At 62.8% G+C, this 24,058-nt stretch carries 14 protein-coding genes; 11 read left to right on the top strand and 3 right to left on the bottom strand.

What is annotated here, in order from left to right:
- Positions 1-109 precede the first annotated feature (109 nt).
- From HPY65_01645 to HPY65_01600, 10 genes are all read left to right on the top strand, one after another.
- Positions 110-1,669, top strand: coding sequence for a sigma 54-interacting transcriptional regulator (locus HPY65_01645; GenBank protein NPU83162.1), 1,560 nt, complete (start codon positions 110-112; stop codon positions 1,667-1,669).
- A gap of 217 nt (positions 1,670-1,886) precedes the next feature.
- Entirely contained in the window at positions 1,887-3,002 is a 1,116-nt protein-coding gene (locus tag HPY65_01640; protein ID NPU83161.1) for a glutamate synthase, read from the top strand.
- A complete protein-coding gene (locus HPY65_01635) occupies positions 2,981-4,615 on the top strand; it encodes a 4Fe-4S binding protein (protein ID NPU83160.1) in 1,635 nt (544 codons plus the stop codon). Before HPY65_01640 ends, HPY65_01635 begins: the two co-directional genes overlap by 22 nt.
- Before the next feature lie 18 nt (positions 4,616-4,633).
- Positions 4,634-6,964, top strand: a complete 2,331-nt coding sequence (locus HPY65_01630; protein NPU83159.1) for an FAD-dependent oxidoreductase — start codon at positions 4,634-4,636, stop codon at positions 6,962-6,964.
- 31 nt (positions 6,965-6,995) lie between these two features.
- On the top strand, positions 6,996-9,173 hold the full coding sequence (locus HPY65_01625; protein ID NPU83158.1) for a glutamine synthetase type III: 2,178 nt from the start codon (positions 6,996-6,998) through the stop codon (positions 9,171-9,173).
- 288 nt (positions 9,174-9,461) lie between these two features.
- Positions 9,462-10,598, top strand: coding sequence for a glutamine-hydrolyzing carbamoyl-phosphate synthase small subunit (gene carA / locus HPY65_01620; GenBank protein NPU83157.1), 1,137 nt, complete (start codon positions 9,462-9,464; stop codon positions 10,596-10,598).
- On the top strand, positions 10,595-12,124 hold the full coding sequence (gene guaA, locus HPY65_01615; protein NPU83156.1) for a glutamine-hydrolyzing GMP synthase: 1,530 nt from the start codon (positions 10,595-10,597) through the stop codon (positions 12,122-12,124). Before carA ends, guaA begins: the two co-directional genes overlap by 4 nt.
- 2 nt (positions 12,125-12,126) lie before the next feature.
- Positions 12,127-15,366, top strand: a complete 3,240-nt coding sequence (carB, locus tag HPY65_01610; GenBank protein NPU83155.1) for a carbamoyl-phosphate synthase large subunit — start codon at positions 12,127-12,129, stop codon at positions 15,364-15,366.
- 16 nt (positions 15,367-15,382) lie between these two features.
- Complete coding sequence (locus HPY65_01605; protein NPU83154.1) at positions 15,383-16,825, top strand: amidophosphoribosyltransferase; 1,443 nt, start codon at positions 15,383-15,385, stop codon at positions 16,823-16,825.
- A 262-nt stretch (positions 16,826-17,087) separates the two neighbouring features.
- On the top strand, positions 17,088-19,982 hold the full coding sequence (locus HPY65_01600; protein NPU83153.1) for a PAS domain S-box protein: 2,895 nt from the start codon (positions 17,088-17,090) through the stop codon (positions 19,980-19,982).
- A 90-nt stretch (positions 19,983-20,072) separates the two neighbouring features.
- Here the strand turns inward: HPY65_01600 and HPY65_01595 are convergent, their stop codons facing one another.
- The 3 genes from HPY65_01595 to HPY65_01585 form a co-directional block, all read right to left on the bottom strand.
- Positions 20,073-20,696: a glycerol acyltransferase gene (locus tag HPY65_01595; GenBank protein ID NPU83152.1), complete on the bottom strand. Its 624-nt coding sequence runs from the start codon at positions 20,694-20,696 to the stop codon at positions 20,073-20,075.
- Between the two features lie 526 nt (positions 20,697-21,222).
- Positions 21,223-21,567 carry a P-II family nitrogen regulator gene (locus HPY65_01590; protein NPU83151.1) on the bottom strand — a complete coding sequence of 115 codons (345 nt, stop codon included), beginning with the start codon at positions 21,565-21,567 and terminating at the stop codon, positions 21,223-21,225.
- A gap of 15 nt (positions 21,568-21,582) precedes the next feature.
- On the bottom strand, positions 21,583-22,815 hold the full coding sequence (locus tag HPY65_01585) for an ammonium transporter (GenBank protein ID NPU83150.1): 1,233 nt from the start codon (positions 22,813-22,815) through the stop codon (positions 21,583-21,585).
- 304 nt (positions 22,816-23,119) lie between these two features.
- Between HPY65_01585 and HPY65_01580 the strand changes: the two genes are divergently transcribed.
- On the top strand, positions 23,120-23,995 hold the full coding sequence (locus HPY65_01580; GenBank protein ID NPU83149.1) for a diaminopimelate epimerase: 876 nt from the start codon (positions 23,120-23,122) through the stop codon (positions 23,993-23,995).
- The last annotated feature ends 63 nt before the right edge of the window (positions 23,996-24,058 follow it).

Genomic DNA, 24,058 nt, shown 5'->3' with positions numbered 1-24,058 from the left:
TTGCCATTTTTAACGAAAATGTATAGAAGGGAACCGTTGGCACACTTTTTGTTCATTTTTGTCCATCAGAATCCGCAACAGCGGGTCCGAAACAACCTGGAGGAACCTTGTGAGCATCCATAGTTTCGAAGAACTGGCGGCCCTCCATGCCATCGCCAAGATCCTGGCCCAGCCTTGGGATTTGCGGGATCAGCTCGAACGCGTCCTCAACGAGATGAATGTCCGGCTGGGGATGGAACGCGGCATGATTTCGCTCCTCGACCGTGACACCGGAGAGGCGTGGCTGGACGTCGCCCATGGCGTCAACCTCGACGGCCTGGAGATCACCTACCGTGTGGGGGAGGGGATCACCGGCAAGGTGGCCCAAACGGGCCGTCCCATGGCGATCCCCAACCTGGGCAGGGAGGCCCTGTTTCTCGACCGGACGGGGGCCCGGCGTTATCTGAACCGCGAAGAGCTGGCGTTCCTGTGCGTCCCCATCATGTACGACAACCGGGTCGTTGGCATCCTGTCTGCCGACAAGGGCGCCGGTTCCGTGATCGATCTGGATCGTGAACTTGCCATGCTTACAGCCGTGGCGGAGTTGATTGCCAAGGCGGTGCACATCCTGGCGCTGGAAGAAGAAAACCGGCGGCTTCGCCGGATCATCAACCAGGGGCGGTCTCCTTCCGTTGATTTCATTGGGCATTCCAAGGGGATGCAGGAGGTCTTCGGGCTCGTCAGCCATGTGGCCGACTCGGGCACAACGGTCCTGATCCTGGGGGAGACGGGAACCGGGAAGGAGCTGGTGGCCCGGGCGATCCACATGAACAGCCCCCACGGCAAGGGCCCCCTGGTCCAGGTGAACTGCGCCGCGATTCCCGATACCCTCATGGAAAGCGAGCTTTTCGGTCACGAGAAGGGCGCCTTTACGGGGGCGCTTCGCCAGCGCCGGGGCCGCTTCGAGGAGGCCAACAACGGCACCATTTTCCTCGACGAGGTATCGGAACTCTCCGCCGCCGCCCAGGCCAAACTGCTGCGGGTTCTCCAGGAAAAGCAGTTCCAGCCCCTGGGCTCGTCCCGGCTGATCCACACGAACGCCCGGGTCGTCGCAGCCACCAACCGCCGCCTGGAGGAATGCATCGCCGGCGGCCAGTTCCGGTCCGACCTCTACTACCGGTTGAGCGTCTTCCCGATCTACCTGCCGCCACTCCGGGAGCGGGGCAATGACATCATCCTCCTGGCGGATCACTTCGTACTGAAGTATTCGCAGGAACTGGGAAAACCGGTGAAACGGATCTCCACGGCCGTCGTCGAGGCCTTCCTGGCCCATCCCTGGCCGGGCAACGTCCGGGAACTGGAAAACTGCATTGAGCGGGCCGTCCTGCTCGCGGAGGCGGATTCCATTGAAATCATGCATCTTCCTCCCTCCTTGCAGACCAAAACCCGGGACGGCGAGAAGAAGGACTCGGGACGGCTCAGTTCCGTCGTCGAGGCCCAGGAACGGACACTGATCGTCGACGCCCTCAAGGAGACCAGCGGTAACCAGAGCCAGGCGGCGAGGCTCCTGGGAACGACGAAGCGGATCATCCAGTACAAGATCCAGAAACTGGGCATCGATCCCCGGAAATACCGGCAGAAGGGGCGCAGAGCCGACGGATCGGGCGAGGGCATCCGGGACGGGGTCTGAAGAAGGGGGAAAGGGGCCGTGAGCAACAATTTTGTATTTTCGAGCCTTCGAAAAAAACATTTTTGTGCCATGGTGCGCGAAGCCCGCAGGGGTCCATCACCAGCGAGTCCCTTACCCGCTGATGTCTTCGTCCGCTGCTTATGGTGGCACAATTTTCGCTATCTACCAGGAACCGTTCGCTCCCTGGCGGGGTGAATCATTATTGAAAGGATCCATTATGTGCCGTCTGTTTGCCATAACCAGCCGGGAGCCCCTCTCCCCCATGACGGCCGTCCATGCCCTGAACGTCATGAAGGAAGGGCACGACGGCTCCGGAATGGGCCTGTTCCTGACGGACCTCGGGGGCAGCTTCGAGCGTTTCCGGGGCTCTCCCATTCTCTCGGGCATCTTTTCCAACGAAGGGCTTCGCACCCTGGACCGGTACCTGATGGACCTGGACTTCACCGTCAAGTACAAGCTCTCCATCCGGCCGGCCCAGATTCCGCCAACCGGAACGCCGAAACGGGACAATTATGTAATTCGCGCCTATGACTACCCGCCGGACTGGCTCACCCTGACGCAGGAAGAGAGGGAGCATCGCCTGATGCTGACCCGTCTCCGCCTCCGCCAGATGGGAGAGGCCGACGGTTCCATGCTGGTCTTCAGCTTCTGGCCCGATGTGATCATGATCAAGGAGGTCGGGGATCCCATGGAGCTGGCCGATTACCTGGGGCTCGACCACGAAGAGCTACAGGCCCGGGTGATCCTGGCCCAGGGACGGCAGAACACCAATTACGCCATCAACATCTACGCTTGCCACCCTTTCTTCATCCAGGGCTTCGCGACCATGACCAACGGCGAGAACACGGCCTTCGTGCCCATCCGGGAGTTCCTGACCTCCCGGAATTACGCGGGATACACAGGATACCAGTCCGATTCGGAGGTGTTCACCCATATCCTGCACTATACCCAGAAGAATCTCGGGCTCGGGCTCGACCTGTACAAGCACATCATCACACCCCTGAAGGACGGGGAACTCGGGCACCATCCGAATGGTACAAAATTGAAACAGATCAAGCAGGCCTGCCGTCCTCTCATCATCGACGGCCCGAACTGCGTGATCGGCTGCCTTCCCGATAAGACCGTCTTCATGGTCCAGGACAGCAAAAAGCTTCGTCCCGGCATCGTGGGCGGCAGCCCGGGCCTGTTCGCCTTCTCCTCGGAGGTCTGCGGCCTCGACGCAGCGATCCCTGCCCGGAACAAGAGCATCGACATTCAACCCATGAAATACGACACGGTCATGATCCCGCCCGGTCGGGAGGAGGTGATTCGATGGAATCAATGGGAACGCTGACACCCTCCACCCTGAGCCGGACCGATCTGCCCTGGCAGATTGCCTGGAGCAGGGAAAAATGCACGCTCTGCGGCCGGTGCACGGCCGTCTGCCCCGTTCGTGCCGTCGAGCTGGGAGTGCACCGGAAGCGGGTTGTCAAAGTCGACCTGGGCCTTGCGGAAAAACCGGGAAACGTCTTCGGCGTCTATCACGGCATCCGTCAGAAGACCGATCCGGCCTTCGCCTGCATCGGCTGCGGCATGTGCGACCTCGTCTGCCCCAACGGGGCCATCCGGCCCGTCCGGAGCGGCGAACCCGACAAGCTCCGCTTCCATAACAACACAGGCGGAGTTCCACGCCGGCGCGGCGGGAGGCGCAACGATCCACGGAGCCTGCTCGACGAGATCAAGTTCATCCGCATCTCCATGCTCACGGACCCGGCACTGGACGCCGGCCGTCACGACTTCGAGCTACGCACCCTCCTGGGCCGGATCCTGCCCCCGGAGGAACTGGTCAGAACCATCGAGAACAACGGCTGGATTCCCCCCGTGCGGGAGATCTACCCGCTCATCATCGGCAGCATGTCCTTCGGGGCCCTCTCGCCGAATATGTGGGAAGGACTCCAGATGGGGGTGGCCTACCTGAACGAGGAGATGGGCATGCCCGTCCGCATGTGCACGGGCGAAGGGGGCTGCCCCCCAAGGCTTCTGCGCTCCCGGTTCCTCAAATACGTCATCCTGCAGATCGCCAGCGGCTACTTCGGGTGGGACGAGATCGTCCATGCCCTGCCGGAGATGAAGGAAGACCCCTGTGCCATCGAGATCAAGTACGGCCAGGGGGCGAAGCCCGGCGACGGCGGCCTCCTGATGTGGTACAAGGTGAACAGGCTGATTGCCGCCATCCGGGGCGTCCCCACGGGAGTGAGCCTGCCCAGCCCCCCGACGCACCAGACGAAATACTCCATCGAGGAATCCGTGGCGAAGATGACCCAGTCCATGGCCATGGCCTGGGGGTTCCGGGTCCCCGTGTATCCCAAGATCTCCGCCACGAGCACCACCCTGGCCGTTCTGAACAACCTGACCCGGAATCCCTACGCGGCAGGCCTCGCCATGGACGGGGAGGACGGCGGCACCGGGGCCGCTTACAACGTATCCATGAACACGATGGGCCATCCGATCGCCAGCAACATCCGGGACGCCTACCTGAACCTGGTAAAAGTCGGGAAACAGAATGAAATTCCCCTCTTCGCCGGCGGTGGCATCGGCAAGAACGGAAACCTCGCCGCCAACGCCGCCGCCCTCATCATGCTGGGGGCCAGCGGGGTCCAGATCGGCAAATACATCATGCAGGCCGCAGCGGGTTGTCTCGGCTCCGAGACGGACCGCTGCAACATATGCAACGTCGGCCTCTGTCCCAAGGGCATCACCTCACAGGATCCTCGCCTTTACCGTCGCCTGGACCCGGAGCAGGTCGCCCAGCGGGTCGTGGACACGTTTCTGAGCTTCGACACGGAACTGAAAAAGATTGTGGCCCCCCTGGGCCGCTCGACATCCTTGCCGATCGGCATGTCCGACGCCTTGGGCATCGCCGATGCGGCAGCGGCCGAGCGGCTCCGGATCAGCCACGTCATATAGCGAGAGGGAGCATCCATGCTGTATAAACCGACGATCGTCCTCCCCGGCGTGATCCAGGGCGTCCGGGTGGATTCCAGGGATCTGGAGGCGAACCTGCAAAAGGCCGTCCAGAACGGACACCGCTGCATCGAGGTCCACGCATACGGCCAGCACGGCATCGGCGGTCGCCTCTGGAAGGGCGGCGGAGACGAGATCATGATCCGCATCCTCGGCTCGTCCGGCCAGCGGGTGGGGTCCATGGGCTTTCCCAACACCACGATCGATGTCTTCGGCCCCGTTTCCGACGATGTCGGCTGGCTGAACGCGGGCGCGACCATCCTCGTCCGGGGCCATGCCACCAACGGGGCGGGCAACGCCATGGCCCAGGGCAGGATTTACGTCGCCGGCGACATCGGCGCCCGGGGCATGACCATGACGAAGCACAACCCCCGCTTTGCCCCCCCCGAGTTGTGGGTCCTGGGCAGCGCGGGAGACTCCTTCGCGGAGTTCATGGCCGGGGGAACCGCCGTGGTCTGCGGTCACGGCACGACGAGGATCGAGAACACCCTCGGCTACCGCCCCTGCGTCGGAATGGTGAGCGGCCGGATCTTTTTCCGTGGGCCCCATCGGGGATTCAGCGAGCAGGATGCCCGGCTTACCGAACCCGACGACGAGGATTGGCAGTGGCTTCTCGACAACCTTCTCACCTTTCTGAAGAACATCGGCCGCACGGAGCTCTATCCGGTCCTGATATCGGACCGCTCGGAATGGCACCTCCTTGTGGCCCGCAAGCCTTTTGAAAAGACGGGAAGCACGGCTCGGACGATGACACGGTTCGTCCGGGAAAGCTGGGACGGGGAACTTGGAAAAGGCGGCCTGATCGGCGACCTGACGGACATCCCCCGTTCGATGATCGACGTCATCGCCACCGGCGACCTGCGCCGCTACGTGCCCCACTGGGAAAACGAAAAACATCTCCCCCCGTGCCAGGCCTCCTGCCCGACGGGAATCCCCGTACAGAAGCGGTGGGCCCTGATCCGAAAGGGCCGGATGGCGGAGGCCGTGGACCTGGCGCTGACCTACACACCCTTCCCTGCCACCGTCTGCGGTCACCTCTGCCCCAACCTGTGCATCCAGGGATGCACCCGGCAAGCGGCCCGCCTTCCGGCACTGGACGTGGCTCTGCTGGGGAAGGCTTCCCTGGAGGCAAAGACGCCGTCTCCCGCCCCTTCGACCGGAAAGACCGTCGCCGTCATCGGCGGCGGGCCGGCGGGGCTATCCGCGGCCTGGCAGCTCTGGATGATGGGACATTCGCCGGTCATCTACGAGAGGGAGAAGCGGCTGGGAGGGAAGATCACCGCCACCATCCCCCGGACGAGAATCCCCGACGATGTAGTGATCCACGAACTCCAGCGGGTCCAGGAACAGATCCCAACGACCCACCTGAAAAAGCCTCTCACAAAGGAGGCGTTCCGGACCCTCAAGGGCAAGCACGACATCGTGGTCATCGCGCCTGGGGCCCAGAAAGCCAGGAAAATCCCCGTGCCGGGCAAGGAACGGGCCCTGGCGGCACTGGATTTTCTCAAAGACAGCAAGGAAGGGCAAGCCTCCGTGGGCGAGCGCGTGGTGATCATCGGCGCCGGCAACGTGGGGTGTGACGCCGCGGCGGAGGCCAGCCGGCTCGGAGCCCGGGAAATCACCCTGGTGGACATTCAGGAGCCGGCATCCTTCGGGCCCGAACGCCGGGAGGCCGAGGCCGCGGGGGCGCGCTTTCTCTGGCCGCGAATGACGAAGGCCGTCACGGAGAAGGGTGTGGAGCTGGCCGACGGCGAAGTCTTACCGGCGGACACCGTCATTATGGCCGTCGGCGACGCGCCGGACCTCGGGTTCCTTCCCGAGGACATCGTCCTGGAGAAGGGTTTCGTGGCCGTCAACGAGCGGTACCAGAGCTCCGATCCCCAGGTCTTCGCCATCGGAGACGCGGTGCGGCCCGGCCTCCTGACGGAGGCCATCGGGGCCGGCAGGATCGCCGCCCGGGCCATCGACGACCTGCTCCAGGGCCGGCAGGACACCTATGACCGTTTACCCGCCATTTCAACCTCGCGGGTGCACCTGGAGTACTACGACCCGCTGATCCCGACGGCGGGAGACCTGGGCAGCTGTTCCACCGCGTGTGCTTCCTGCGGCGCCTGCCGGGACTGCGGCCTCTGTGAAACCCTCTGTCCGGGCCAGGCGATTTCAAGGCGTAGCCTCGAGGGAGACTCCTACGAATATGTTGTGGACGGGGACCGCTGTATCGGCTGCGGGTTCTGCGCCGACGCCTGTCCCTGCGGCATCTGGGAGCTTGCAGAGAACGCCCCTATCGAATAATAACCATAATCAAGAGAGATATGGAGGAATTATGAAAAAGACATGCCCGATCACCGCAGCCGAAAGGAGTTACCCGGTGGCGAAGGAGAAGTCCGGCCCCGTATCGGAATACTACGGCGAGGACACCTTCAACATCCGGGTCATGAAGAACAAGCTGCCCGGGGACACCTACAACAAGATCATCGACGCCATCCACGAAAACACCATTCTCGATCTCGAGACCGCCAACACGGTGGCCCACGCCATGGCGAAGTGGGCCATCGAGAAGGGTGCGACGCATTTCGCCCACTGGTTCCAGCCCATGACGGGGATCACGGCGGAAAAGCACGATGCGTTCATCGATGTAACCGGGCCCAGCTCGGTTATCGAGCGCTTCTCCGGCAAGCAGCTGGTCCAGGGGGAGCCGGACGCCTCGAGCTTCCCCAGCGGCGGCATCCGGGCGACCTTCGAGGCCCGGGGCTACACGGCCTGGGACATGTCCTCCCCCGCCTTCATCCGGCGAAACGGCATCTCGACGACCCTGTGCATCCCGACAGCCTTCATCTCCTTCACCGGCCAGGCCCTCGACAAGAAAACCCCCCTCCTGCGGTCGAACCGGGCGGTCAGCAAGAGTGCCCTGAACATCCTGAAGCTCCTCGGAAGCAAAGACGTGAGGGGCGTTTTCGCGACCCTGGGACCGGAGCAGGAGTACTTCCTGATCGACGCGGACTACTACTACAAGCGCCCCGATCTCGTCATGGGAGGGCGGGCCATCGTCGGTGCCCCGCCGCCCAAGGGACAGGAACTGGAGGACCAGTATTTCGGCAGCATCAAGGAGCGCGTTTCCTCATACATGCACGACATGGAGGAAGAGCTCTTCAAGCTGGGCGTTCCCGCCAAGACCCGGCACAACGAGGTGGCACCCAGCCAGTTCGAGCTGGCGCCGGTCTTCGAGGAGGCCAACCTGGCGGTCGACCACAACCAGATCGTCATGGACACGATGCAGCAGGTGGCGAAGAAGCATCGCCTGGCCTGCCTGCTCCACGAGAAGCCCTTCGCGGGGATCAACGGCTCGGGCAAGCACCTGAACTGGTCGCTTTCCGACAACAAGGGGAACAACCTCCTGAATCCCGGGCAGACGCCGGAGGACAATATCCACTTCCTGGTCTTCCTGATCGCCGTCATCCGCGCCGTCTACAAGCACGCAGACATCATCAGGGCCTCCGTGGGGTCCTACGCCAACGATCATCGCCTGGGGGCAAACGAAGCGCCGCCGGCGATCATCTCCGTCTTCCTCGGTGACCAGCTCACCCGGATTCTCGGGGACATTGAGGCCGGCAAGGTGTCGAAGGCCTCCGACAAGGAGATCATCAACCTCGGCATCTCCTCGCTGCCCATCGTGAGCAAGGACAGCACCGACCGGAACCGGACATCGCCCTTCGCCTTCACGGGCAACAAGTTCGAGTTCCGGGCTGTCGGCTCCGCCCAGTCGATCTCTTTCCCGGCGACGGTCCTTAACACGATCGTTGCGGAAAGCCTCGATTACCTGGCCGAGAAAATCAAGGGACGGTGCGACAAGAGCGGGAATGTCAACCAGTGCGTCCTGGCCGTGATCCGGGAAGAGCTGAAGGACATCAAGCCGGTGCTCTTCAACGGCGACAACTACAGCCGGGAATGGGAAAAGGAAGCGGCGAAACGGGGCCTGCCGAACCACAAGACCACGCCGGTGGCCCTGAAGGCCCTGATCACTCCCAAGGCTTTGGATCTATTTGAAAAATATAAGGTTCTCTCCCACGTGGAGCTCAAGTCGCGCTACCTGATCCATATCGAGAGATACATCAAGGACCTGAGCATCGAGGCAAAGTGCCTGCAGAACATCTGCCTGAGCCAGATCCTCCCCGCCGCAACAAGCTACCAGAATCGGCTCTCGGAGGCGATCCTGGGCACGCGGGAGGCCCTGGGCAAGTCCGCGGATCTCAGCGCCCAGCTGGACCTGCTGAAAAAGTTGGCGGTGCTGGTGAACCAGGTCTACGCTACCAACCAGGCCATCCAGACCGGGGTCGAAAAGGCCTCGGCCGTTCACGACGAGCAGAAAAAGGCGGAAATGCTCTGCGACAGGGTCAAAACCAAAATGAACGAGTTGCGCGGGTATGTCGACGAACTGGAGATGCTGGTGGACGACGAGCTGTGGCCGCTGCCGAAATTCTGGGAGATGCTCTTCATCAGCTGATCGAACAGGGGGACAGGTTTCAACCCGTCCCCCTGTTCCGTAAACCTGTCCCCAGTTGCGCGTTGCACTGGCAGGCAAGATGAGATAAGGACGCCTACGGAATCCGGAAGGTGGACCATTCACCCCGGATCCCGTATGAGGGGCGGGAAATGCGAAGGGCACCGTTTGTGCTTTCGCCTTCCCGCCTTCCTGGTTTCTCACGGCCGGCAGTCAGCAGTGCGGGTGACAGATTTCAAATCTGCCCCCGGAGGCGATTCTTTCAGAAGTTGAGGTGTTTTTATGTCGCTCATGCGGCAGCGGACATCAGCCATTCTCGTCCTTGAAGACGGAAGCGTCTTCCCAGGCCATGCCTTTGCCGGCAGGGGCGAGGTCATGGGTGAGGTCGTCTTCAACACGGGCATGACAGGCTACCAGGAGGTCCTCACAGACCCCTCCTACAAGGGGCAGATCGTCTCCATGACCTATCCCCTCGTAGGTAACACCGGCATCAACCCGGAGGACATGGAATCCGCGGGGATCCACCTGGAAGGCTTCATCGTCCGGGAGTACCAGGAGCGGCCCAGCAACTGGCGGGCCGACCGGTCCCTCAAGACGTTTCTCGAGGCGAGCGGCAAGCTCGGCGTGGAGGGGATCGACACCCGGGCACTGACTCGGCGCCTCCGCCTGGACGGCTCCATGAAGGGCATCCTCACGACGGAGACCTCCGACACAGCCCTGCTTCTGGAGCGCGTGAAAGCCCACCCCGGCCTCGTGGGACGGGACCTGGTGCGGGAAGTGAGCTGCAGCGAGGCCTACCTGTGGCTGGACGGACGCCCGCAGGGACTTCCTCCGGACCTGCCGGCGGACCCGCAGCGCTTCCGGGTCGTTGTCGTGGACTGCGGCGTGAAATACAACATTCTCCGGCACCTGGAGGCGAGAGGCTGCCAGGTCCTCGTCGTTCCGGCCGCGTCGACGGGCGAGGAGATCCTCGCCTGGAACCCTGACGGCATCCTCTTCTCCAACGGCCCCGGCGACCCGGCGGCTCTTCCCTATATCGTCGACGCCGCCCGGCTTGTCCTCGGACGGGTGCCCGTCTTCGGCATCTGCCTGGGCCACCAGATCCTCGGGCAGGCGGCAGGGGGAAGGACGGCCAAGCTGAAGTTCGGGCACCACGGCATCAACCAGCCCGTCAAGAACCACCGTACGGGACGGATCGAAATCACGTCGCAGAATCACGGCTTCATCGTGGTTCCCGACTCCCTGACGGGAGCCCGGGAGGCGACCCACGACAACCTTAACGACACGACCTCGGAAGGCATCTTCTATGAAAACCGGCAGGCCTTCAGCGTCCAGTACCATCCGGAGGCCGCGCCCGGGCCCCACGACGCGGCCTACCTGTTTGACCGGTTTTTGGAAACCATGACCGCCAGGAGAAAGGCCCCATGATCCTCATCGTCGATTTCGGATCCCAGTATAACCAGCTCATCGCCCGGCGCGTCCGGGAACACCATGTCTACTGCCAGATCGAGCCGCCGGACCTTCCGCTGGAAAAGATCCGGGCCCTGAATCCCGAGGGGATCATCCTTTCGGGGGGCCCCGCCAGCATCTACGAGTCAGGCAGCCCCAAGGCGGACCCGGGGATTTTCAAGTTGGGAATTCCCGTCCTGGGCATCTGCTACGGCCTTCACTTCATGGCGGACGCTCTCGGAGGCGAGGTCATCCCGGCGAACAAGCGGGAGTACGGATTTGCCGAGCTTCGCATCCTGAAACCGGAAGGAATCTTCGCGGGCGTTCATCAGGATTCCCGCTGCTGGATGAGCCACGGCGATTCCATCGGCCGGCTCCCGAAGGGCTTCCGCATCACCGCCACAACACCCAGCACCCGGGTGGCCGCGGCGGAGGACCCGAAACGGCGCCTCTACGGCCTCCAGTTCCACCCCGAGGTCGTCCACACCCCGGAAGGCAAGCGGATGCTGGGCAATTTCCTCTTCGAAGTCTGCCGCTGCAAGCGCTCCTGGACCATGAAAAACTTCGCCCGGGACACCATCGCGGAGATCCGGGAGGAGGTCGGAGACCGGAAGGTCATCCTGGGACTGAGCGGCGGCGTGGACTCGTCGGTGGCCGCGATCCTCCTGCACCAGGCCATCGGCGAACAGCTCACCTGCGTCTTCGTGGACAACGGCGTTCTCCGGCACGGGGAGGCAGAAAGGGTCCAGGAAGTCTTCCGGAGCCACTACCGCGTGAAACTCCGCTTCGTCCGGGCGGGAAGGGAATTCCTGAAGAAGCTCAAAGGGGTAGAAGACCCGGAGCGGAAAAGGAAAATCATCGGCCGCACCTTCATCGACGTCTTCAACCGGGAAGCGGTCAAGATCAAGGGCGCCGAGTTCCTCGCCCAAGGTACTCTCTACCCGGACCTGATCGAATCGCGATCGGTCTTCGGCGGCCCCAGCGCGGTCATCAAATCCCACCACAACGTGGGCGGGCTCCCGAAGCGGATGAAGCTCCGGCTCGTGGAGCCCCTGAAGCACCTCTTCAAGGACGAGGTGCGTCTCCTGGGGAAGGAACTGGGCCTCCCGGAGGAGATGATCTGGCGGCAGCCATTCCCGGGCCCGGGCCTGGCCATCCGCATCATCGGCGAGGTGACGGAGCGCCGCCTGTCCGTCCTGCGCAAGTGTGACGTGATCTTCCTCGAGGAGATCCGGGCGGCCGGCATGTACCGCAAACTCTGGCAGTCCTTCACGGTTCTCCTGCCCGTCAAGAGCGTCGGCATCATGGGGGACCAGCGGACCTACGAGAACATCCTCGCCCTCCGGGCCGTCACCAGCGACGACGCCATGACGGCCGACTGGGCGCGCCTGCCCCACGATCTCCTGGGAAAGGTCTCCAACCGAATCATCAACGAAGTCCGGGGTGTCAACCGGGTGGTCTACGACATCAGCTCCAAGCCGCCCAGCACCATCGAGTGGGAGTAACCGTGCCCAAGCGCACCGACATCAAGAAAATCCTGATCATCGGCTCGGGTCCGATCATCATCAGCCAGGCCTGCGAGTTCGACTATTCGGGCACCCAGGCGTGCAAGGCCCTCAAGGAAGAGGGTTACGAGGTCGTCCTGATCAATTCGAACCCCGCCACCATCATGACGGATCCCGAAACGGCGGACCGGACCTACGTCGAACCCATCACCCCGGAGGCGGTGGCGAAGATCATCGCCCGGGAACGGCCCGACGCGCTCCTGCCCACCCTGGGGGGACAGACGGGACTGAACACGGCCGTGGCCGTGGCCGACATGGGCGTCCTCGACCAGTACGGGGTGGAGATGATCGGCGCCACCCGGGAAGTCATCCACAAGGCGGAAGACCGGGAAAAATTCCGCCACGCCATGGAGCGGATCGGGCTCCGGGTCCCCCGGAGCGGATTCGCCCGCTCCATGGAGGACGTCTTCCGCATCGCCACGGAGATCGGCTACCCCATCATCGTCCGTCCATCGTTCACCTTGGGAGGCACGGGCAGCGGCGTAGCCTACAACCGGGAGGAGCTCGCCCAGATGTCCAAGGCGGGCCTCGACGCCAGCATGATCCACGAGATCATGCTGGAGGAGTCGGCCCTGGGCTGGAAGGAATACGAGCTGGAGGTGATGCGGGACAAGGCGGACAACGTCGTCATCATCTGCTCCATCGAAAACCTGGACCCCATGGGGGTCCACACGGGCGAATCCATCACCGTCGCCCCCGCCCAGACCCTGACGGACCGGGAATACCAGGACATGCGAGACGCCGCGATCGCCATCATGCGGGAGATCGGCGTCGAGACCGGGGGCTCCAACGTCCAGTTCGCCGTCCATCCCCGGACGGGAGAGATGATCGTCATCGAGATGAATCCCCGGGTGTCCCGCTCCTCCGCCCTGGCCTCCAAGGCCACGGGATTCCCCATCGCCAAGATCGCCGCCAAGCTCGCCGTGGGCTGCACCCTCGACGAGATCCCCAACGACATTACCCGGGAGACGATGGCCTCCTTCGAGCCTTCCATCGACTACTGCGTCGTGAAGATTCCCCGCTGGACCTTCGAGAAGTTTCCCGAGACGGAGGACTTTTTGACCACGTCCATGAAGTCCGTCGGGGAGACCATGTCCATCGGCCGGACGTTCAAGGAGGCCCTCCAGAAGGCGGTACGGTCCCTGGAGATCGGGCGCTTCGGGCTGCTCCAGCCCCTCCCGACGGAGGGCATGAATCTGCGAGAGTTCTTCGCCCCGCGACTCCGGACGCCCAGTTCCCTGCGGTTGTTCTGGATCGCCAGCGCCCTCGCCCATGGTATGACGGTCGAGGATATCCACGATCTGACGAAGATCGATCCCTGGTTCCTCCACCCGATCCGGGAGATCGTCGAGGCAGAGCGGCTTCTCCCGGAGGCGGAACGGACGGCGGAGACGCTCCGGGAGGCCAAGCGGATGGGTTTTTCCGACCGCAGGCTGGCGGAGCTCTGGGGCACGAGCGAAGCGGACATCCGGCGGAGGCGCCGGGAAGAGGGAATCTTCCCCGTCTACAAGCTGGTCGATACCTGCGCCGCCGAGTTCGAGGCCTATACCCCCTACTTCTATTCGACCTACGAGACGGAAGACGAAACACGGCGCTCCGCGAACCCCCGGGTCATGATCCTCGGCGGCGGACCGAACCGCATCGGCCAGGGCATCGAGTTCGACTACTGCTGCGTACACGCTTCCTTCGCCCTCCGGGAGATGGGGATCGAGAGCATCATGGTGAACTCCAACCCGGAGACGGTCAGCACCGACTACGACACCTCCGACCGGCTCTATTTCGAGCCCCTGACCCTGGAGGACGTTCTCCACATCGTCCGGGCCGAAGACCCCCTGGGGGTCATCGTCCAGTTCGGGGGACAGACCCCCCTGAACCTGGCCCGGGGCCTGGAGGAGGCGGGGGTGAACATCCTCGGCACCTCCCCCGATGCCATCGACCGGGCGGAGGACCGGAAGCGCTTCCAGGAGATCGTTCACCGTCTGAATCTGCTCCAGCCCGCCAATGACACGGCCATGACGGCGGCGGAGGCCATCGCGGCGGCGGAGCGCATCGGTTATCCCGTGGTGGTGAGGCCCTCCTATGTCCTCGGCGGGCGGTCCATGGAGATCGTCTACGACGGTCAGACTCTGGAATCCTTCATGGAGCGGGCCATTCACATCTCCCCGGGGCATCCGATTTTGATCGACCAGTTCCTGGAGGACGCTGTCGAGGTCGACGTGGACGCCATCAGCGACGGAACCGAGACGGTCATCGGCGGCATCATGGAGCACATCGAGGAGGCGGGCATCCACTCCGGCGACAGCGCCTGCATCCTGCCGCCGCTGACGTTCTCCGAGGACATGATGACCCGGATCGAGAGGCAGACCCGGATGATCGCCGCGGAACTGGGCGTCGTGGGGCTCATGAACATCCAGTACGCCATCAAGGACGGGGAGCTCTTCGTGCTGGAGGTGAACCCCCGGGCCTCCCGGACGGTTCCCTTCGTCAGCAAAGCGATCGGCATCCCCCTGGCCAAGGTGGCCACCAAGGTGATGATGGGCAAGTCCCTGGAGGAACTCGGATTCACGAAGCCCCTGCGTCCGGAGCATATCTCCGTCAAGGAAGCGGTCTTCCCCTTCAGCCGCTTCCCCGGCGTTGACGTCATCCTGGGACCGGAGATGAAATCCACCGGGGAGGTCATGGGCATCGATTCGTCCTTTGGGATGGCCTTCGCCAAGTCCCAAATGGCCGCGGGGTTCCGGCTGCCCCTGGAGGGCCGGGTCTTCATCAGCGTCCACGACCTCCACAAGGACCGAATCGTTCCCATTGCACGGTCCTTCCAGGAGATGGGGTTTCAGCTCGTCGGAACCCGGGGAACAGCGGCCTACCTGCACGATCACGGGGTTCACGTCTGGCCCGTCCACCGGATCAGCGAGGGCCGCCCCAACGTCCTGGACCATCTCAAGAACGGGGACATCCAGCTCATGATCAACACCAGCGTGGGCCGGAGAGCCAGCGCCGACGCCACGGCCATCCGGCGGGGAGCGCTCCTGTACAATGTCCCCTATTCGACCACGCTCGCCGGCGCCCGGGCCACCAGCGAGGCCATCCGGGCCCTCCGGGAGCGGGACTGGAGTGTGGCGCCGCTGCAGGAATACCACGGCAAAAGCCGCGCCGGGACAGGCTCCGGAAAGAAGGCATAGCGTGAAAGGAAACAGGATGGGACAGCCGGACCGGCACGAAGGGAAACCCCGGGAAGAGTGCGGTGTGTTCGCCGTCTACGGACACCGGGAGGCAGCGCGGGTCACCTATTTCGGGCTCTTCGCCCTCCAGCACCGGGGTCAGGAAAGCGCCGGCATCAAGGTGGCCGACGGCTGCCGGGTCTGGGGACACAAGGGCATGGGGCTGGTTTCCGAAGTCTTCCACGAGGGAACCCTGGCGAAACTGGCGGGGTCCCTGGCCATCGGGCACGTCCGCTACTCAACCACCGGCTCGTCGACCCTCTCGAACGCCCAGCCTTTTCTCGTGCACCACGGGGAAGAGTATTACGCCATCGGCCACAACGGGAACCTCACGAACGCCCAGGCCGTCCGCCACGAGCTCGAGATGCAGGGGTCCATCTTCCAGTCCACCATGGACACGGAGATCATTGTCCACCTGATGGCCCGGCACATCCGGGATGGAATCGAGGCGGCCCTTTCCCACGCCCTGTCGCGGGTTGAAGGCGCCTACAGCCTGGTGATGCTGACCCGGAACATGGTCATCGCCGCCCGCGACCCCCGGGGATTCCGCCCCCTGTGCCTCGGCCGCCTCGGCGACGGCTGGGTCGTCGCTTCGGAGACATGCGCGTTCGACCTCGTGGGAGCCCAGTATGTACGGGACATCCGCCCGGGGGAAATCCTCATCATCGACGAACACGGCCCCCGCAGCATCATGCCCTTTCCACAACTCCGGCAGGCCCGCTGCATCTTCGAACTGATCTACTTCGCCCGCCCCGACAGCCAGGTCTTCGGCCAGAACGTCTATCTGTGCCGCAAGCGCCTGGGCCGGCAGATGGCCCTGGAGTACCAGCCCGACGTGGATTTCGTGATGCCCTTTCCGGACTCGGGGAATTATGCGGCCCTGGGCTACGCGGAAGGGAGCGGCATTCCCTTCGAGATGGGCATGATCCGCAACCACTACGTCGGCCGGACCTTCATCCAGCCGACCCAGACGGTCCGGGACTTCGGCGTACGGGTGAAACTCAACCCCGTGCGTCCGCTCATCGCGGGACAGCGCGTCCTGATCGTCGAGGACTCCATCATCCGGGGCACGACCAGCCGCAACCGGGTCCGGAACCTGCGGGACAACGGCGCGCTGGAGGTCCACATGGCCGTCAGCTGCCCGCCGACCCGGCATCCCTGCCCGTACGGCATCGATTTCTCTTCAAAAGGGGAGCTTCTGGCCGCCGAAATGGCCGAGATGGAAGAGATCGCCCGCTTCGTGGGCCTCGATTCCGTCCACTACCTCTCCGTGGAGGGCATGGTCGCAGCCACGGGCATGGAGGCCGACGGCTTCTGCCTTGCCTGCTATACCGGGGACTACCCTGTCACCCCTCCCGAGACCTTTGGCAAGTACTGCCTGGAGACGCCGGATCCGATTCAGCTGACCCTCATTCCATAGGATTCCACAGCCCGACATCAGGGAGACGCACAGCGCACCGCATGGGCGCGGTCGTAATTCTCCGATTCCCCTTGACCATTCAGAGCAAAACATATTAAGAAATCACTATAAATACACTGCATCCAGTTGGGATAGAGGCCGAATACCCGTTCATTGCGATCCGTCCGCCGGGACCGGGACCTTCCTTCCAGCCTCGATCCCACCGACCCCGCAAAGCGTTTCCGACAATCCATGCAAGAAGTCACGCGGATCGGGAGGTCCCATGAAGGACGAACGTAAAACCAGGATGCAGCTCCTGGAAGAACTGAACGCCCTCCGCCGGCAACTCGCCGCATCGACAGACGACGCCCCTTTCCTCGAACAATCCCCTCTCGGCATCCTGGTCTATCAGGACGACCGGTTCGTCGTTGTCAATCCCGCCCTGGAAGAAATGACAGGGAGAACCGGAGAGGAACTCCTGGCGCTTTCCCGATCCGACATGGACGGAATCCTGCATCCGGAGGACCGCACCATTGCCTGGGAACGCTTGACCGGCCGGTTCCAGGGGAAGCCCCTATCCTCGCCCCACCGGTTCCGGATCGTTCGTCCGGACGGAGGCGTTCTGCCGGTAGAGGCCTTCTCCAACACAACCGTCTACCAGGGCAGACCCGCCGTTCAGGTCTATCTCGTCGATATCACCGAACGCTGGAGGACAGAGGAGGCCCTGCAGGCATCGGAAGAAAAGTACCGCAACCTGGCAGAAAACGCCAACGAGGCCATTTTCGTGGCCCGGCACGGCCAGATCCTCTACATCAATCCAAAATCGACGGAAATTGCAGGTTACTCGAGAGAAGAGTTTCTGTCCCGATCCTTCCTGGAATTCATCCATCCGGACGACCAGGGGATGGTCGTCGAACGGCACCTTCAGCGCCTGACCGGGGAGGTCCCCGCGTCCTACACCTACCCCTTCCGGATCATCACCAAGTCAGGCACCGTAAAGTGGGTGGAGCTCAACGGCGTCCGGATCGACTGGGAGGGAGAGCCGGCGACTCTGAATTTCCTCAGCGACATCACGGGGCGCCGCATGGCGGAGGAGGCCCTGCGGGAGAGCGAAGGACGTCTGCGGGCCCTCTTCGATTCCATCGAGGATTTTGTCTTCATCAAGGATGCTGATCGGCGGTACGCCCTGGTGAATGCGTTTTTCCGGAAGCGATTCGGGATCGAAGACGTACGATTTCTCGGCAAAAAGGACCAGGACATCGACATCTTCGACAATCCGGGCGATACGATTCATACCATCGAAGAGACGGACACCCGGGTGCTGGCGGGAGAATGCGTTGAATACGAGCTGACGCACCGCATCCAGGAAACCTGCATCACCTTCCATGTCATCAAGACCCCCATCCGGGACGAAGAGGGAAGCGTAGCGGGAATCTGCGGCATTTCCCGGGACGTCACGGAGCGCAGGCGGATCGAGGAGAGCCTGCGCATCTCCGAGGAAAATTACCGGCACATTTTTGAACATGCAGCCGAAGGGATCTTCCAGAGCACGCCCGACGGGCGCTACCTTCAGGTGAACCCGGCGCTGGCCAGGATGTGCGGTTATGAAACGCCGGAAGAAATGGTCCATGACGTAACGAACATCGCCACCCAGGTCTATATGGATCCGCTGGACCGGGAGCATTTCAAGGAAAACCTGGAGCGGGAAGGCGTTGTCCGAAACTTCGAGTTCCGGATCCGCAGGATAGACGGGGATGTGTTCTGGGTGTCCATGAATGCGAATTGCGTTCGGGATCCTTTCGGACGGATTCTCTGCTACGAAGGAATCATGGAAAACATCCATGCCCGCCGGCAGGCGGAGGACGCCCTCCGGGAATCACAGCAGCGGCTGGCCGACATTATCAGTTTCCTGCCCGATGCAACACTGGCCATCGACACGGACAGAAAGGTCATCGTCTGGAACCGGGCCATTGAGGAAATGACGGGGATTCCGGCCTCGGAAATGATCGGCCGGGGGGATTATGCCTATACGATTCCGTTCTACGGCGAGCGCCGCCCCCTGCTGATGGATCTGGTCTGGGAGGACAACACCGAGCTTGAGGCCCTCTACTCCCACGTCCGCAGAGACGGAAACGCCATCACCGCGGAAGTCTTCTCTCCCACCCTGTACGGCGGCCGGGGCGCCCATATCTTCCTGAAGGCCTCGCCCCTCCATGACCGGGACGGCCGGATCATCGGCGCCATCGAATCCATCCGCGACATCAGCGAGCGCAAACGGATGGAGGAGATCCAGCAGCAGAGCGAGGAGCGGTATCGGACCATTATCGAAAACATCGAGGACGGCTACTTCGAAGTGGATCTGGCCGGGAACTTTGTCTTTTTCAACGAGTCCATGCGGAAAATCATGGGTTTCGAGCCGGAAGAAATGCCCGGCTTGAACTACCGGAAATTCGCGGACGAAGAGAACGTACGCAAGGCCTACCGGATCTTCGACGGCATCCTCCGGACGGGCGCCCCCGTGAGCCGCTTCGAGAGCGAGATCGTCCGCAAGGACGGCGACTTGAGGACGCTGGAGATGTCGGCCTCCCTGATCCGGGACGGCGAAGGGAACCCGACGGGTTTCCGGGGAGTAGCCCGGGATACGACGGACCGCAAGCGGGCCGAGGAGGCCATCCGGGAAATGGCGTACCACGATCCCCTGACGGGACTGCCGAATCGAAAGCTGTTCACGGACCGCCTGGAGATGGCCCTCGCCCGGGCCGAGCGGGAGGAAGGAGTCCTTGCCGTCCTGATGATGGACCTCGACCGCTTCAAGGACATCAACGATACGCTCGGGCATTCCGTCGGCGACGAACTCCTGATCGCTGTCGGCTCGCGCCTGAAGGGTCTCTTCCGGAGGGTGGACACGGTGGCCCGCTTCGGCGGCGACGAGTTCGTCATCCTGCTGCCGGAAGTGCGGGGCGACGAAGATACCCTTTGGATCTGCCAGAAGGCCGTGGAGGCCATCCGGGAGCCCTTCATCTGCGGAAACCACGTCCTGGAGGTCACCACCAGCATCGGTGCGGCCCTTTATCCCTCCCACGGCACCGACATGAACATGCTGCTCCGGAACGCCGACGTGGCCATGTACAAGGCCAAGCGGGCGGGAAGGAACCGCTGCGCATTTTTCAGCGGCTGACCGCCGGCTTGCGGCTGAGCCGGGCGGGAAACGGCCGCAACGTGCCCTCTCACGGTCTCCCGGAACGAGCCGCCCGCCGCGGGCGCAACATCATGTTGCCGGACCGCTCCGGTCCGCTCCCGCGGTGATGCTCTCGTGATTCCACTGGTCGGGTTTCCTGCCCGTTACGCCCTCGTAGTATTTCTGGATCTCCGCCATGTCCCGGTCGATGTTCCCCGTGGGATGAAACAGGGGCCCCAGTCCTCCGACCTTGCGGCGATAATCCATGAACCCCAGGACGATGGGCACGCCTGCGCCGTGGGCGATGTGATAGAATCCCGTCTTCCAGTAGCGGACTTTTTTCCGGGTCCCCTCGGGAGGAATGATCATGGCCATCGTCTCCGAGATCCGGAACCGTTCAATGGACTGGGCCACCAGGTTGGTCGAGCGTGTCCGGTCCACCTCGATCCCCCCGAGCCAGCGGCAGATCGGACCCATGATCCCCCGGAACAGGGTGTGCTTGCCCATCCAGTAAACCTTCAGGCGGAAGGCGAAGGCGAGCATCAGAGTCAGGGGGAAGTCCCAGTTGGACGTGTGGGGGGCCGCTATGACCACGTATTTCGGTATTTCCGGCCGGTCCCCTTCTTTCTTCCAGCCCGCTGCCCTGAGCAGGAAGAGAGACAGGAAATAGAACACCTGCTTCACGACGGGCGTATCGAACATGGTTCTCGGCATGTCCTGCTCCTTCGCGGACGAATTGGTCGCCTCCCGTGAGGGCTCCGGCACAGGGAATGCGGCGGCATCGGCCTCCGTTGCGGCATGGGGTTGCAACTCCATGGATTGTTTCCCTCCTCTTTCTATCCGTTCGTTATTCCATGTTCTCGCAGCGGACCGGCGCGGGTTCCCCGAAGCCGTCGAACGGCCCGCCCCCGGGAACGGCCTTCCTTCCAATGGTCCAGCCGGAAGGGCATACCATAGCGTGTGCAAAGAGCCTGCTTTGCGTCACTTCACCCGGTCTTATTGACGATGGAATTTCCCTCCAGACGGCCGTCTTATCCGAACGGCCCCGGGGTGTCAATTCGGAAAGGATAACATTCGGGAAAAAGGAAGCAACGGGGAAAAAGATGGAGGAGAGAGAGGCACCCGATCCCGGGGATGCGGATACGGGAACCCCTCCTTTGGTGCCGTTCGTGCGGTTGCCCGGCGGATTGAAGAAGCGGTTTGCCGGGTGGAACGCTCAGCGTCTGTGGTGCGCCGTCCGTCAGCCGATGGCCTCCCCGCCCCGCTCACCCGTTCGGATGCGGAGCGTCTCGGCCAGGTCCAGGATGAAGATCTTGCCGTCCCCCACTTCACCGGTCCGTGCACTCTCGATGATGGCCCGGACGGCAGGCTCGACAAAGTCCTCGTTCACGGCAATCTCCAGCTTCACCTTCTTCAGGAGACTGCCCGCCTCACGGACGGCTCCGCGATACACTTCCGTCACGCCTTTCTGACGGCCCCGGCCCAGCACGGTGGAGACGGTCACAAGGGGGATCTGCACATCTTCCAGGGCCTTCATGACCTCATCCAGTTTATGGGGCTGAATGATGGCTACAATGTATTTCATGCCAAACCTTCCTTTCTATTCAATAACCGTGTAGGCCGCTTCGCTCTGCTGAGTCAGGTCGAGGCCGATGGTCTCGTCCTTTTCCGGAACGCGCATGCCGATCAGGGCGTCCACTACCTTGAAGAGGATCCAGGTCATGACGCCGGCAAAGAGCGGGGCTACCGCCACCATGATCAGCTGCGGCCAGAGCTGCCCGCCACCGAAGAACAGTCCGTCCGCACCCGCAGCGTTGACTGCCTTCTCGGCGAAGAGCCCCGTCGCGATAGTGCCCCAGATCCCGCCGACGCCGTGAACCCCGAAAGCGTCCAGCGCATCGTCATAGCCCAGTTTTGCCTTGACCACGGCCACCGCGACATAGCAGAAGACCGCCACCAGGATGCCGATGAAAATTGCATTCATGGGATTCACGAATCCGCAGGCCGGTGTGATGGCAACGAGTCCGGCCACGGCTCCTGTCGTCGCGCCCAGGACCGTCGGCGCCCCGTGCTGCTGCCACTCGATGAGCGCCCAGGTCAGTCCCGCCGCCGCCGTGGCAATGTGGGTCGTCACGAAGGCGTTGGCCGCCAGCTCGTTCGCTCCCAGGGCGCTGCCGGCATTGAAACCGAACCAGCCAAACCACAGGAGGGCTCCACCCATCACGGTAAAGGGCAGGTTGTGGGGCCGGAAGGGAGATTTCCGGTAGCCGAGACGTCTGCCCAGAAGCAGGCACAGGACCAGGGCGGAGACGCCTGAACTGACGTGAACGACGATGCCCCCGGCAAAATCCAGCCCCCCCAGGTTCCTCATCCAGCCGCCGGTGCCCCACACCCAGTGGGCCAGCGGGTCGTAAACGAGGGTCGTCCAGAGAAGCGTGAAGACCAGGAACGCGGAGAATTTCATCCGCTCGGCAAAGGCTCCGATGATCAGGGCCGGTGTGATGACGGCGAACATGGCCTGGAAGATCATGAAGACCATGTGGGGAATCGTCGCCGCATAGTCCCCGTTCGGCTGGCCTCCCACGGATTTCAGGCCCGCCCACTGGAGCCCCCCGATGATCCCCGAACCCGTGTCGGGCCCGAAGGAAAGGGAGTAGCCGAACAGCACCCACTGCAGACTGATGACGCACATGACAATGAAGCATTGCATCAGAATCGACAGAACGTTCTTTCGCCGGACCAGCCCCCCATAAAAAAAGGCCAGCCCGGGTATCGTCATGGCAAAGACCAGGACCGTGGAAATCAAAACCCACGCGGTATCACCCGTATTCATGATTACACCTCCCATGCAGTAAAAATCGGGGGTCACCCCTGATTGAATCCAGAATTGCAAAGGATGCGCCAACCACGAGCAGAGCCTCTAACCACATGATAAAAGATATTGTTTTCTGGATACGCCGGGTGTCGGGCGCGCAGAGAAGGCACATTTATGTACCATACAGCCGATCGAGCACGAATTCGTGCATTCGATTCCGTCGACCCGAAGCCGTTCTTGCAGATTGACGGACCGGCGAAACAACGGTATGAAGAATTCCACCGGCGGTTCCCCGCCGTTTTTTTAAACGGAGGACTTCGGAATGATTCCCTTTTTTAAAATGAGCGGCAGCGGCAACGACTTCATCCTCATCGACAACCGGGAGCATGCCGTCGAGGCGGCCCTTGGCCCTGTGCCGGTCTTGGATTTCGTTCGCTCGATCTGCCGGAGGGTGGCCTCCGTGGGGGCCGACGGCCTGATTTTGATCGAGCGGTCCGACCGCCATGCTTTCCGCTGGCGCTTTTTCAACGCCGACGGAAGCGAAGTGGAAATGTGCGGCAACGGGGGCCGCTGCGCCGCCCGGTTTGCCTTTCTGAAGAAGATCGCCGGCCCCTCAATGTCCTTCGAGACGGCGGCGGGCGTCATCGACGCCCGGGTTTCCGGCGACATCGTCAAGCTTCGCCTCACCGACCCGACGGACCTTCGCCTGGGGGAATCCCTCCCCCTCGGCGGCCGGAATCTGGACACCCACTTCGTCAACACCGGCGTGCCCCACGTGGTTCATTTCGTCGAGGAGCTCGATGCCTTCGACGTCTTCGGCACGGGACGGGCCATCCGCTACCACGAGCACTACGCACCCAGGGGAACGAATGCCAATTTCGTCCGGTTGATCGACCGCCGCACGATCCAGGTCCGCACCTACGAGCGGGGCGTCGAGGACGAAACCCTCGCCTGCGGCACCGGATCGGTGGCCTCCGTCCTGATTGCCGCCGCCCGGGGGCTGGTGGAGTCTCCCGTCGACGTTCGGGTACAGAGCGGCGAGGTCCTGAAAGTCCATTTTGAGCGGGAGGCGAACGGCTTCTCCAGGGTCTACTTCGAGGGACGGGTCCAGGTGATCTATGAGGGAACGATCTGGGAGGAGGCCTACCGAAGCCTGGCGGCACAAACCGCAGCCGCGGGACTTCCGTCGGACAACTGAAGCGGCGGCCGGGCTTCCGGGCCATCGCGAACCACCGGTTCCATTCAACCATATCAAAGGAGG

The sequence above is a fragment of the Syntrophaceae bacterium genome, assembly GCA_013177825.1.
Lineage (GTDB): Bacteria > Desulfobacterota > Syntrophia > Syntrophales > PHBD01 > PHBD01.
The sequence above is the reverse complement of the archived record's forward strand: the minus strand, read 5'-3'. Positions and strand labels throughout refer to the sequence as shown.

Bases quoted from the DNA above. Each gene is read 5' to 3' on its own strand.
- HPY65_01640 (NPU83161.1), top strand. From the start codon at position 1,887: ATGTGCCGTCTGTTTGCCATAACCAGCCGGGAGCCCCTCTCCCCCATG.
- HPY65_01635 (NPU83160.1), top strand. From the start codon at position 2,981: ATGGAATCAATGGGAACGCTGACACCCTCCACCCTGAGCCGGACCGAT.
- HPY65_01625 (NPU83158.1), top strand. From the start codon at position 6,996: ATGAAAAAGACATGCCCGATCACCGCAGCCGAAAGGAGTTACCCGGTG.
- carA (NPU83157.1), top strand. From the start codon at position 9,462: ATGCGGCAGCGGACATCAGCCATTCTCGTCCTTGAAGACGGAAGCGTC.
- guaA (NPU83156.1), top strand. From the start codon at position 10,595: ATGATCCTCATCGTCGATTTCGGATCCCAGTATAACCAGCTCATCGCC.
- HPY65_01605 (NPU83154.1), top strand. From the start codon at position 15,383: ATGGGACAGCCGGACCGGCACGAAGGGAAACCCCGGGAAGAGTGCGGT.
- HPY65_01600 (NPU83153.1), top strand. From the start codon at position 17,088: ATGAAGGACGAACGTAAAACCAGGATGCAGCTCCTGGAAGAACTGAAC.
- HPY65_01595 (NPU83152.1), bottom strand. From the start codon at position 20,696: ATGCCGAGAACCATGTTCGATACGCCCGTCGTGAAGCAGGTGTTCTAT.
- HPY65_01590 (NPU83151.1), bottom strand. From the start codon at position 21,567: ATGAAATACATTGTAGCCATCATTCAGCCCCATAAACTGGATGAGGTC.
- HPY65_01585 (NPU83150.1), bottom strand. From the start codon at position 22,815: ATGAATACGGGTGATACCGCGTGGGTTTTGATTTCCACGGTCCTGGTC.
- HPY65_01580 (NPU83149.1), top strand. From the start codon at position 23,120: ATGATTCCCTTTTTTAAAATGAGCGGCAGCGGCAACGACTTCATCCTC.